Below are 12,759 nucleotides of genomic sequence, written 5' to 3' on the forward strand. Positions count from 1 at the left end.
TTTGACAAAATAAACTAATAAAAGGATGAAGAAGATGGTACAAAAAGTCACTGTTATTGGTGGTGGATTAGCTGGTAGTGAAGCTACTTGGCAACTCGCTAAGCGTGGAATTCAGGTTGATTTATATGAAATGAGACCACAAAAAATGACGCCTGCTCACGAAACAAGTGAGTTTGCAGAATTGGTTTGTACGAATTCAATGAGATCAAATCAACTTTCAAATGCTGTTGGATTGTTGAAAGAAGAAATGCGCCAACTTGATTCTCTAATTATGAGTGCAGCTGATAAAACACAAGTTCCAGCCGGTGGCGCACTTGCAGTTGACCGTGATAGTTTTAGCAAATATGTAACTGAAAAGATCAGAAATTTAGATAATGTTACTATTCATGAAGAAGAAATAACTGAGTTGCCTAAGGAAGGGATTGTAGTTGTAGCTACAGGACCTTTAACTGGTGATAAATTAGCTGAGGATATTCAAAAATTCTCAGGTAGTGACTCACTCCATTTCTTTGATGCAGCCGCTCCAATTGTTGCAGCTGATTCAATCAATATGGATATTGTTTATAAGAAATCTCGCTATGATCGTGGCGAAGCTGCATATCTAAATTGTCCTATGAATAAGGAACAATATGAGACTTTTATTCAAGAATTGATTAAAGCAGAAACTGCTGAATTACACGGCTTTGAAAATAGTGAGGTTTTCGAGGGATGTATGCCAATTGAAGTTATGGCATCCAGAGGATTCAAGACGATGCTTTTTGGTCCACTTAAGCCTGTTGGCTTGGAAGATCCACATACTGTGGAAACGCCTTATGCCGTAGTACAATTGCGTCAAGATAATGCAGCTGCTTCAATGTACAATATTGTTGGTTTCCAAACTCATTTGAAATATGGCGAGCAAAAGCGTGTCTTTTCAATGATTCCTGGCTTAGAGAATGCACGTTTTGTAAGATATGGAAAAATGCACCGAAATACATATATTGCTTCACCTGAAGTATTGGAAGCAACTTATCAAACAAAAAAGCAACCAGGGCTTTTCTTTGCCGGACAAATGACGGGTGTTGAAGGATATGTAGAAAGTGCTGGATCTGGATTAGTAGCAGGAATCAATGCTACACGTTTAGCCAATGGCTTAAAACCAGTAGCATTTCCTAAGACTACGGCTTTAGGTTCAATGGCAAATTATGTAACCACGACTGATGCTAAGCATTTCCAACCAATGAATGCCAGTTTTGCTTTAATTCCAACTTTGACTGGTAAAAAGATTCGTAATAAGAAGGAACGTCACGAAAAAATAAGTGAACGTGGTTTAACTGATTTAAGTCAATTTAAGAGCGATATATTAGATTAATGAAACAAGAACAAGATGAAGTAGCATTATTCATTTCATATTTAAAAAATGAACGCGGATATAGTGAAAAAACGCTTTTGGCATATCAAACGGATTTGTTAAAGGCAAAATCATTTTGGCATGACAATGGCGGTTTTAATGGCTGGACCTTGGTAACAACTCGTGATATTGAGGTATACCTTCAGTATCTTGCTAATCAAAGTCTAGCTCGAAGTTCTCAAATCAGAAAATTGTCAGCATTGCGATCATTCTTTAATTTTTTGGCTAGACGTCAGATTGTCAAGATTGATCCAACGCAGACGATTTCCCTAAAGAAAAAGGACAAGCCACTTCCCGAGTTCTTCTACAGTGAAGAAATGCAACGAGTGCTAACCAGTCTTAATAAATCAGATCAATTATCTAAGCGCAATCTTGCGTTGTTTCGTTTGCTGTATGCTACCGGAATAAGAGTAAGCGAAGTTAGTGAGATGAAAATCGATCAAATAGATTTTTCAATGGATACCATTCTGATCCATGGTAAAGGAAATAAAGATCGATATGTCGTTTTTGATAAAGATACAGCAAGGGCGCTTGCTACATATCTGAACGATGTTCGTTCAGATATGCTAGGAAATGAATCAGACCAGAACTTCGTTTTTTTGAATAATAGAGGTCAGAAGTTATCTGCGCGTGGAATTGAATATATTATGCAGAAAGTTTTTAATGCTGCTGGTATATCTGGAAAAGTGCATCCCCATGAATTGAGACACAGTTTTGCAACGGCAATGTTGAAAAATGGAGCCGATTTGCGAACAGTTCAAGAGCTATTGGGACATAGCAATTTATCAACGACACAAATTTATACGCATGTAACTATGGCTCATTTACAAGATGAATACGAAAAGTATTTCAATAAAAAGAGGAAAGAAGATAAATGACAACAATTTGTTCAGTTAAATATAATGGAAAAACCGCTATTGCAGGGGATGGACAAGTAACCCTTGGGGAAAAAGTCATTGCTAAAGCAACAGCCAAAAAAATCAGAAGAATATATCATAACAAAGTAGTGATTGGCTTTGCTGGTGGTGTTGCTGATGCTGTTAGTTTGCAAGAAATGCTTGAAGGAAAGCTTGAAAGCTACAGCGGTAATTTACGAAGAGCAGCAGTAGAAATGGCGCAATCATGGAGAAAAGATCCAACTTTGCAAAAGCTTAACGCAATGGTAATTGCTTTTAATGACACAGACTTGTTATTGATCTCTGGAAATGGAGAAGTATTGGAACCAGATGAAAATGTAGTTGCAATCGGATCGGGTGGCAATTTTGCTCAAGCAGCAGCTATAGCAATGACGCGTCATAGCGAAGGGATGACTGCTACTGAGATTGCCAAGGAAGCAGTATTAATTGCTTCGGGGATCGATGTCTTTACCGATGATCATATAACTACTGATGAATTATAAGAAAGGCAATTAAGCTATATTATGACAATTAAAACCCCAAGAAAAATTGTTGATATCTTAAATCAATATATTATTGGCCAAGATGAGGCTAAAAAGGCAGTGGCGGTTGCTCTTTATAATCGCTACCGCAGAATGCAATTATCTAAGGATATGCAAAAAGAAGTGACGCCCAAGAATTTATTGATGGCAGGTCCTACAGGAGTTGGTAAAACTGAAATTGCTAGAAGATTAGCAAGTATTGTTGATGCTCCATTTGTAAAGGTTGAGGCTACTAAATTTACGGAAGTAGGCTATGTTGGTCGTGACGTAGAGTCGATGGTGAGAGATTTGGTAACGGAAGCTGTTCGTATGGAAGAACAGGATCAATTTAGCCAAATTAGAGGAAAAGCTGAGAAAGAAGTAAATAAGGAACTTGTCAGATTACTGGTACCAGTGGCAAAGACTGAAAATCGCGATTCGATGAATGGATTGATGGATATGATGTCAATGCTCAGAACTATGGAATCCGGAAATCGTGATACTGAAGAAGAAAACGTGACTGATGAAATAAGGGAAAAGCGCTTAGATGTTGCTGAAAAATTAAAGCAAGGTCTACTCGAGAATAAGGAAGTAACCATTGAAGTAGAACAAGCTCCTCGTGTAAATCCAATGGGTGACATGATGGGAATGGGAATTGATGTTAGCTGGATGATGAGTGACTTAATGCCTAAAAAGAAGATCAAGCGAACTTTACCAGTAAAAGAAGCTCGAGAAGTTTTGATTCAAGAAGAATCTCATAAGCTAGTTGATTATGATGCTTTATATCAAAAAGCCATTACTCGTACAACTAACAATGGAATAATCTTTATCGATGAAATTGATAAGATTGTTGCTGGTGCTCAAAAAAACTCTGGTGAAGTATCTCGCGAAGGCGTACAAAGAGATATTCTTCCAATTGTTGAAGGATCTACGGTACAAACTAAGTATGGTCCAGTTTCAACTGATCATATTTTATTTATTGCAGCCGGAGCATTCGCCGAAAGTAAGCCGAGCGATCTAATTCCTGAATTACAAGGTCGTTTCCCAATTCGAGTTGAATTGAATGCCTTGTCTAAAGATGATTTTGTTCGAATCTTGAAGGATCCAGAAAATTCGTTATTGAAGCAATATATTGCGTTATTAAAGGCTGATGGAATCAAACTTGTCTTTACTCAAGAAGCTGTCGAAAGAATTGCTGAAATTGCATTTGATGTTAACCAAGGAACAGATAATATCGGTGCAAGAAGACTTTCTACAATTCTTGAAAAATTGTTGGAAGATGTACTTTTTGAAGGTCCAGACATGGAAATAGGAGAAATAACCATTACTGAAGCCTATGTGGATGAAAAACTAAAAAATATCATTACCAATAAAGACTTAACTAAGTTTATTTTGTAATCGAGGCAATAATTATGAAAATTGGCATTCCTTGTGAAAATGGCCTTTTTCTTGCTTTAGAAAATCCATTGATAGACGCAGAAAAATTATATGAGCTAATTGATGAAAACAGGTCTTTTCTGAGTCAATGGTTACCATGGGCTGAAAATGAAACTTTAGCTGATCTTAAACAGTTTATGGCATATGGTGCTAATGAATTTGCAAAAGGCAAAGCTGCTAATTTTTTGATTTATGACCATGATGAACTAGTTGGCAAAATATCATTGAAAGATATGATTTTCCAGCAAAAGGCGGAAATTGGCTATTTTTTAAAGCAAAGTGCCACAGGAAAAGGTATTATGACTAGAGCCGTAAGGGTAATTACGACTCTAGCTTTTCAAGAATATCAGGTTCAGCGTTTAGTTATTAAGGCGGCTCCACGCAATCTTCCTTCAAATAAAGTAGCTCAAAGAACCGGATTTACTTTCGAAGGTACTTTACGATCAGTTGAAAAGAGTAATGATGGTAGTTTTCTTGATATGAACATATATTCATTGTTGAAATCAGAATGGCAGGGAAAATTATAAGACTCTCCGAATAAATAGATTACTTTTAAAGAGATTGTGATACAATTAACATGAAGAGTTAAAAATGCTTATGTAGAGGACGTATAAAGATGAACTATACAATTAAAAATAATATTTTGACAGTCACAATTTCTAGCAAAGGGGCAGAAATTCAGAGTGTCAAGGGTAGCCATACCGACTATGAATATATTTGGCAAGCTGATCCCGAAGTTTGGAATCGACATTCTCCAATCCTCTTTCCAATTGTTGGCCGTTTGAAGAACGATCAATATACATATAAAGGTAATACTTATCATCTAGGACAACATGGTTTTGCTCGTGATCAAGAATTTGAGGTTGAACGTCAATCAGACGAGAGCATCACTTTTTTGCTTAAGGATTCTGAAGAGACAAGAAAGATCTACCCATTCAGCTTTGAATTACGGGTAACCTATAATTTAATGAACAACCTGCTGGAAGAAAATTTCTCAGTAACTAATAAGTCTGATGAAGAAATGATTTTTGGTATTGGTGGTCATCCTGGATTTAATTTGCCTGCAAATGAAGAAGTTCATAAGAATGATTACTTCTTTACTTTTAAGCCTTCACAATCTAGAGTAAGAATTCCTTTGAATGGTGCTTATCTTGACTGGGATAAGCGTTCATTAGGCTCGACTGATACAATGATAGAATTAAGTGACGAATTGTTTAAGGATGATGCATTGATCTATGTCTTAAAGGGTCATGATAACAAAGTATCCTTGAGAACTGAAACTAGTGGTTATCATGTAAATGTTTGGACACGAGATGCACCATTTGTTGGAATTTGGTCACAATATCCTAAAGTTGCTGATTATGTATGTATTGAACCATGGTGGGGAATCGCAGACAGATCAGATACAGATGGTAGCTTGGAAAATAAATTTGGGATGAATCATCTAGCTCCAAAAAAAGAATTCAATGCAGGATTTAGCATGGTATTCCATTCGGAAAATGAATAGTAATAGTAAGCAAAAAGACATTGGTTTTGATAGCTAATGTCTTTTTAGCTGAGCTAGTTAATAGGTAATTACATCTAAATAATGCCATTTGTAGCAGTTAAAAAATCATCCTACTAATAAAAAATAGTACTAGACCGGTTAAAACGCCATACAGGAAAACTTTCTAATATTTGTTAATAAATGAATACATTTTAGCCATAATAATCGCCCCATATAAAAATAAAATTATGACAAATCACTATAACTAGCTTTCACTATCATGATATCATGTGTGTTTGCATATGTAAAAAATAAGATGGTCAACTAAAATTTAAGGCAACAAATATAGTAGGTATTAATTTATCTAATGAGATAAATTGTATTAAGTCGCTTAGAAGTATCGATAAATATATCTTCATTGATTAATATAATTAATTGACCGATAATAATGCATCAACTATTATATTTTTGTCGTTCAATTTTTTAATTTTTAGCTTTATAATCAAATTTAGGTATCTTAGGTTAATCAATATTGAGATTAATTATGATTATAAAAAACCAACAAGTATCGAGCTTGCTGGTTCTATTTGTTTGGATTATTTCTGATGTTTGGTTTTGTACCAGTAATAAATACCGAAAGGCACCATGTTTTCTTTTCCGGATATAATTCTTTTAATATTGCTGCGATGGCTCCAATAAATAAGAATAATCAAAGTGCCTGCCATGATGCTTAATGCTAAATCTTTAAAAAATAGGGAGGCAATAAAGATCAAAACAACCGCTATTAAACTAGTTAATGAAACCATGCTAGTTAAAAATAGAAGTGGGAAAAAGATCAGGGTGCAAATACCAAAGAATTGCAAATTGTACCCTAAAAGAAAACCTGCGGAAGTAGCAACAGCTTTTCCACCTTTAAATTTTAAAAAGATCGAAAAGGCATGTCCGAGAATAGCAGCTAAGCCGAAGATTAGGCATAGCCAATGAGGTCCTAATTTAAAGAATACTGGTAGTAAAGTAGCAATTGTACCTTTAAAAAAATCAATTAAAAATACGAAGACTCCTGCTCGGGGACCTAAAACTCTAAAGGTATTAGTAGTCCCAATGTTGCCAGATCCATAGTCGCGAATATCGCGCTGGAAAAAAGTCTTACCTACGATCACACCCGTAGGAAATGATCCTAACAAATATGCTAAAATAAGTAGCGATGCAATTTTAAATGCAGTCATAATTAACAACTCCTAATCTATTCGCTATTTTAGCAAAAAACTACTTGTAAATACATGGAGTTGTAAAAATAATTGGAGGTAATTAGGTGGCTAAAGCTAATACTTATGACGATTCATCGATTCAAATCTTACATGGTCTTGAAGCCGTAAGAAAACGTCCAGGTATGTACATTGGATCTACTGATATTCATGGCTTGAATCAACTTGTTTATGAAATCGTAGATAATTCTGTTGATGAGGCAATGGCAGGATTCGGGACTGAAATCGATGTTACTATTCATAAAGATAACAGTATCACTGTACGTGATTTTGGACGTGGAATGCCTACAGGGATACACAAGTCAGGGAAACCAACAATTGAAGTTATTTTGACAGTTCTTCATGCAGGTGGAAAATTTACTGAACAGAACTATAAGACTTCTGGTGGGCTTCATGGCGTTGGATCTTCAGTAGTTAACGCTCTATCAAGTTATATGAAGGTAAGAGTAGTTCGTGATGGCAAAGCTTACGAGGAAGAATTTGAAAATGGCGGTCATCCCATTGGTACATTGAAGTATGTTGGCCCTACTAAAGATAAAACCGGTACAACAATCACCTTTAAGCCAGATGCAACCATTTTTTCTACGACTAAGTATAAATATGAAACCATTCAAGAAAGAATACGGGAATCAGCCTTTTTGCTTAAGGGTGTTGAATTTAACTTAACTGATGAAAGAGAACCGGAACATCATGATACTTTTAAGTATGATGATGGTATTAAGTCCTTTGTAGCTTACTTAAATGAGGGGAAAGGTACGATTAGTGATATTTTCTACTTTGAAGGTAAGCAAGACGGAATGGAAATTGAATTTAGTGGTCAATACAGCGATGGCTATTCCGAAAATTTGGTTTCTTTCGTTAATAACGTTCGTACCTCAGATGGTGGTAGTCATGAGACTGGTGCTCGTTCCGGTTTTACGAGAGCATTTAATGATTATGCCAAGAAACAAGGACTGTTGGGGAAAAAGGACAAAACAATTGATGGGTCTGATTATCGTGAAGGCCTAAGTGCGGTGCTCTCGATTAAGATACCTGAAGAATTGCTTGAATTTGAAGGTCAGACCAAAGGTAAATTAGGTACGCCTCAAGCTCGGTCTGCAGTAGATGCTTTGGTCTATGAGAAGATGTCGTATTATCTCATGGAGAATGGCGAATTAGCTCAAGAATTGGTTAAAAAAGCACAACGAGCTAGAGATGCCCGTGAAGCTGCTAAAAAGGCTAGAGACGAGAGTCGTAATGGTAAGAAAAAACGAAAGAAAGAGGTTTTATCAGGCAAGTTAACCCCGGCTCAATCAAGGGATGCTAAGAAAAATGAACTATTCTTAGTCGAAGGTGATTCTGCTGGTGGTTCAGCTAAGCAAGGGCGCGATCGAAAGTTCCAAGCTATTTTGCCGCTTCGAGGTAAGGTGTTAAATACCCAAAAAGCGAAACTACAAGATATTTTCAAGAACGAAGAGATTAATACGATGATTTATACGATTGGCGCCGGTGTGGGAACAGACTTTAATGTAGCTGATTCCAACTATGATAAAGTTATCATTATGACAGATGCCGATGATGATGGTGCGCACATTCAGATCCTGTTGTTGACATTTTTCTATCGCTATATGAAACCGATGATTGAAGCAGGAAAGATCTATATTGCTTTACCACCTTTGTATCGCTTGCAAAAAGGTCGTGGAAAAACAACCCAAATCGAATATGCTTGGACAGATGAGGAATTAGCTCAGGCACAGAAGCAGATGGGTAAAGGCTACTCGTTGCAAAGATTCAAAGGACTTGGTGAAATGAATGCTGAACAGCTTTGGCAAACGACCATGAATCCTGAATCTAGAATGTTGATTAGAGTTACGATTGATGACGCTGCTTTAGCTGAAAGAAGAGTAACTACCCTTATGGGAGATAAAGTTGAAGCTAGAAGAAAATGGATCGAAGAGAATGTAAAATTCAGAATGGGTGAAGAAGGATCACTTCTTGACTCAGAAGAATAAGGAAGGGTTTTAAATAATGTCATTAAAAGAAAGAATTCGCGAGATGTCACTCGAACAAGTAATGGGTGAGCGTTTCGGAAGATATTCAAAGTATATTATTCAAGAAAGAGCTCTTCCAGATATCAGAGATGGATTAAAGCCCGTTCAACGAAGAATTTTGTATGCAATGTACAAAGACAATAATACTTATGATAAAGCCTTTAAGAAAGCCGCTAAGGCTGTAGGTAATATTATGGGTAATTATCACCCACATGGGGATAGTTCAATTTACGGAGCTTTAGTTCACCTTTCTCAAGATTGGAAGATGCGTGAACCATTGGTAGAAATGCATGGTAACAATGGTTCTATGGATGGCGATGGTCCAGCAGCAATGCGTTATACTGAATCACGCTTAGCCAAAATCTCAAATTTGTTACTCCAGGACATTGATAAAGAAACTGTTAATATGGTATTGAATTTCGACGATACTGAATATGAACCAACAGTTTTGCCAGCAAAATTTCCTAATTTGTTGATTAATGGTTCAACAGGGATTTCTGCTGGATATGCAACCGAAATTCCACCACATAATCTTGAAGAGGTTATTGATGCTACGATTTATCTTTTAAATCATCCAGATGCATCCCTAGATGATTTAATGGAATACGTTAAAGGACCTGATTTTCCAACAGGTGCTATAGTTATGGGCACAAAAGGAATTAAAGAAGCCTATGAGACTGGTCGTGGACGGATTCAAGTTAGAGCTAAATCAACGATTCAAGAAATTCGTGGACATCGCCAACAAATCGTAGTCACTGAGATCCCATTTGACGTCAACAAAGCACTTTTAGTTAAGAAAATCGATGAAATACGTCTTAATAAGGAAATAGATGGGATATCCGAGGTAAGGGATGAGACTGACCGTCATGGCTTATCTATTGTAATCGAACTTAAAAAAGATGCTGATGCCGAAAATATATTAAACTACTTATTTAAGAATACAGATCTACAAGTATCCTATAATTTCAATATGGTTGCCATTGACCATATGACTCCTGTTCAAGTAGGACTTAAGAGAATTCTTAGCTCATATCTTGAACATGATAAAGAAGTAGTAACTAAACGAACACAATATGATTTAAAAAAGGCTGAAGATCGTTTAGAGATTATTGAAGGCTTGATCCATGTTATGGATATTTTGGATCAAGTAATTAAGACTATTCGTGCTTCCAAGAATAAGGCTGATGCTAAAGACAATTTGGTTAAAGAATATGATTTCAGTCCTAGACAGGCTGAAGCTATTGTATCCTTGCAATTATATCGTTTAACCAATACCGACGTGGAAGCATTGGTTAAAGAACAAACTGATCTAAATAAGAAAGTACTTGAATATCGAAAGATACTTACTGATGAAAGTACCTTGGATAAAGAAATTATCAAGGAATTGCGTCAGGTTAAGAAGGATTTTAGCAATCCAAGAAGAACAGAGATTTCTGATCAAACTGCAAAGATCGAAATCGATGAGAAAGCCTTGGTTGCAGATGAGCAGGTAAGAGTATTGATTAGTAGGGACGGTTATCTTAAGCGTTCATCATTACGATCCTATCAATCTACTAGCGATGATGACAACGGATTGCCTAAACGTGATCAGGTTATCTTTGAAAAAGATATATCGACCTTAGCTAACTTATATTTGTTCACTAATAAAGGAAATCTGATTTATCGTCCAGTTCATGAATTAATCGATACTAAGTGGAAAGAAACCGGTCAGCACCTTTCACAAGAGATTGGCTTGGCAGCAGATGAACAGATAATCCGCGTGTTTGAAATTCCTGATTTTGAACGGGATGATTTGACATTTGTTTTAGCTACTAATGATGGCTACATTAAGCGTTTAAACTTGAGTAATATCCAGCCTACAAGAACGTATCGTTCACGAGCTATGTCAGCAATTAAGTTGAAAAACGATAATAGTACTGTTGTTAGAGTTGATTTAACTAGCGTAGATAGTAAGCAGGAAATTATGCTCTTTACGCAAAAAGCATATGCTGTTCGGTTTGATTTAGCAGAAGTTCCAGAATCTGGAGCTAAAGCAGCAGGTGTGAAGTCAGTAAATCTCAAAGATGATGATAATATTGTCGCTTACGTTTTAGCTGATCCTGCTTATCTTGACTTATTACGAGTAGGGATTATTACTAATCGTGGAGCATTTAAGCAAATGCAGCTCGATATTATAAATAAAGTATCACGTGCCAAACGCGGAGTTTTAGTACTTCGTGAATTGAAAAATAATCCTCATAGGATTGCTGCAATTCAATTATATGGTCAAGATCATCTCTTGAAGATAATGACCTCAAGCGATCGCAAGTTAGAAGTTAATACGCTTGACTTCCCAGTAAATGATCGTTATTCAAATGGTTCATTTATTGTAGATACAACAGTTGACGGTACACCGGTAGCAATGATTTTAGGTAAACCAGTAGCTAATGGTGATAGCAAAAGTTTGTTTTAATATCAATTAATAGAATCCTGTTGATGAGATTTCGCAGACCATCAGCAGGATTTTTATTAACTGTTTTGATACAACAATTTATTGCTTATCTTTTAGGGATGTAAACGGTATGTCGTTATTGCTTATAGTTCATCTTGATTAATGATTTTTGTATTATTTAGAGTAAAGATTATCCTTGTACAAAATTCTCAGCCAGATTAAATTTGCTGGGCTTTTTTTGCGATAAAAGTGTTAATATTTTGACAGCTGACGAGTTAGGGTAGACAATGGAGTTGTAGGCTTATTGATTAATAATTATTTACTTAGAAAGAGGCAAAATTATGCCTAAAAGTGATACGATACTATCAGCTAAATCTTTACGCTATTTTTTACAGCTGATTGATACCATGAATTACACGCAAGCCGCACAAATCTTGGGGATTACCCAGCCAGCTTTAACTCAACAAATCAAGAAATTAGAGAAAGCAATTGGAGCTCCTTTATTTGGTCAAATTGGGAAAAAGTTATATCTTACTGAAGCTGGAAATGAGATGAAGTCAGCGGCTGTTGAGTTACTTAATACAATCAACTCAGTAGTTGATGATATTCAAGAATTTACTCAATTAGATAAGGGTACTATTACCATCGGGATATTGAAGACATTAGATTTGGAAGTTCTAGAAGATTTTCTGATTTCTTTTAATAAAAAATATTCCAAGATTGTTTTAAACGTTGACACTTATGAACGTGAAGAATTATGGCGGAAACTCGATTCAAATGAAATTGACTTAGCGATAATGTATCTTCCAGATACTACTAAAAAGGATGAGATCAATCTTCACAATCAATACGAGCATAAAGCTCTTTATGATGATCAAGTGGTAATTCTTACACACAAGAAGAATTTAGAGTCGGAAGATGAATACCCAGTTTCAAGATTTTTAACTAGAAAGTGGGTAACTTATCCTGAAAGTTTCTACTTAACTCAAATCATGAAAGAGAGTTTTGGTCAACGAAATCAACTTGATATTAAGATGTTTTTACCAACAACAGCTCAATTAGTTGATTTAGCTACTAAAACTGGTTATGATACGTTTGTTACCAAATCATATTATGAAAATAATAAACAAAATATCAAACTAACACCAATCTATCTAAAGAAAACAAAACAATTCTACATTTCAATAATATATAGAAAAGGAAAATTAGAAATTCCAAGAATAAAAAATATTCTGACTGAGTGGAATAAATTCTTGGATAAAAAGGATTATTCTAGTAGACTAGAAGAGAAACATTAATTTTA

At 35.7% G+C, this 12,759-nt stretch carries 10 protein-coding genes; 9 read left to right on the plus strand and 1 reads right to left on the minus strand.

The features are described 5' to 3' along the window. Positions 1-34: 34 nt before the first annotated feature. The 6 genes from trmFO to BN52_RS08565 all read left to right on the plus strand — a co-directional run bounded on the left by trmFO (position 35) and on the right by BN52_RS08565 (position 5,751). Positions 35-1,351, plus strand: a complete 1,317-nt coding sequence (gene trmFO / locus BN52_RS08540; RefSeq protein ID WP_008474130.1) for a methylenetetrahydrofolate--tRNA-(uracil(54)-C(5))-methyltransferase (FADH(2)-oxidizing) TrmFO — start codon at positions 35-37, stop codon at positions 1,349-1,351. Continuing rightward, positions 1,351-2,268, plus strand: coding sequence for a site-specific tyrosine recombinase/integron integrase (gene xerA, locus BN52_RS08545; RefSeq protein ID WP_008474131.1), 918 nt, complete (start codon positions 1,351-1,353; stop codon positions 2,266-2,268). Before trmFO ends, xerA begins: the two co-directional genes overlap by 1 nt. Beyond that, a complete protein-coding gene (gene hslV, locus BN52_RS08550) occupies positions 2,265-2,789 on the plus strand; it encodes an ATP-dependent protease subunit HslV (RefSeq protein WP_008474132.1) in 525 nt (174 codons plus the stop codon). Before xerA ends, hslV begins: the two co-directional genes overlap by 4 nt. Positions 2,790-2,810: 21 nt before the next feature. Then, positions 2,811-4,205: an ATP-dependent protease ATPase subunit HslU gene (gene hslU / locus BN52_RS08555; protein WP_008474133.1), complete on the plus strand. Its 1,395-nt coding sequence runs from the start codon at positions 2,811-2,813 to the stop codon at positions 4,203-4,205. Positions 4,206-4,219: 14 nt separating this feature from the next. Then, a complete protein-coding gene (locus tag BN52_RS08560) occupies positions 4,220-4,771 on the plus strand; it encodes a GNAT family N-acetyltransferase (protein WP_008474134.1) in 552 nt (183 codons plus the stop codon). A gap of 89 nt (positions 4,772-4,860) precedes the next feature. Continuing rightward, a complete protein-coding gene (locus BN52_RS08565) occupies positions 4,861-5,751 on the plus strand; it encodes an aldose 1-epimerase family protein (protein WP_008474135.1) in 891 nt (296 codons plus the stop codon). A 575-nt stretch (positions 5,752-6,326) separates the two neighbouring features. Here BN52_RS08565 and plsY read toward each other — a convergent pair. Further along, positions 6,327-6,956, minus strand: a complete 630-nt coding sequence (gene plsY / locus BN52_RS08570; RefSeq protein WP_008474136.1) for a glycerol-3-phosphate 1-O-acyltransferase PlsY — start codon at positions 6,954-6,956, stop codon at positions 6,327-6,329. Between the two features lie 86 nt (positions 6,957-7,042). Here plsY and parE point away from each other — a divergent pair, with 86 nt between their 5' ends. The 3 genes from parE to BN52_RS08585 all read left to right on the plus strand — a co-directional run bounded on the left by parE (position 7,043) and on the right by BN52_RS08585 (position 12,754). Continuing rightward, positions 7,043-8,986 (plus strand): DNA topoisomerase IV subunit B, encoded by a 1,944-nt coding sequence (gene parE, locus BN52_RS08575; protein ID WP_008474137.1) that lies wholly within the window; start codon positions 7,043-7,045, stop codon positions 8,984-8,986. Between the two features lie 16 nt (positions 8,987-9,002). Further along, the gene (parC, locus tag BN52_RS08580) at positions 9,003-11,477 is read left to right on the plus strand and encodes a DNA topoisomerase IV subunit A (protein ID WP_008474138.1); all 2,475 of its coding nucleotides are present in this window, start codon (positions 9,003-9,005) and stop codon (positions 11,475-11,477) included. 320 nt (positions 11,478-11,797) lie between these two features. Next, positions 11,798-12,754 (plus strand): LysR family transcriptional regulator, encoded by a 957-nt coding sequence (locus BN52_RS08585; RefSeq protein WP_008474140.1) that lies wholly within the window; start codon positions 11,798-11,800, stop codon positions 12,752-12,754. Positions 12,755-12,759 lie beyond the last annotated feature (5 nt).

It is taken from the genome of Lactobacillus gigeriorum DSM 23908 = CRBIP 24.85, from assembly GCF_000296855.1.
Classification (GTDB): Bacteria; Bacillota; Bacilli; order Lactobacillales; family Lactobacillaceae; genus Lactobacillus; species Lactobacillus gigeriorum.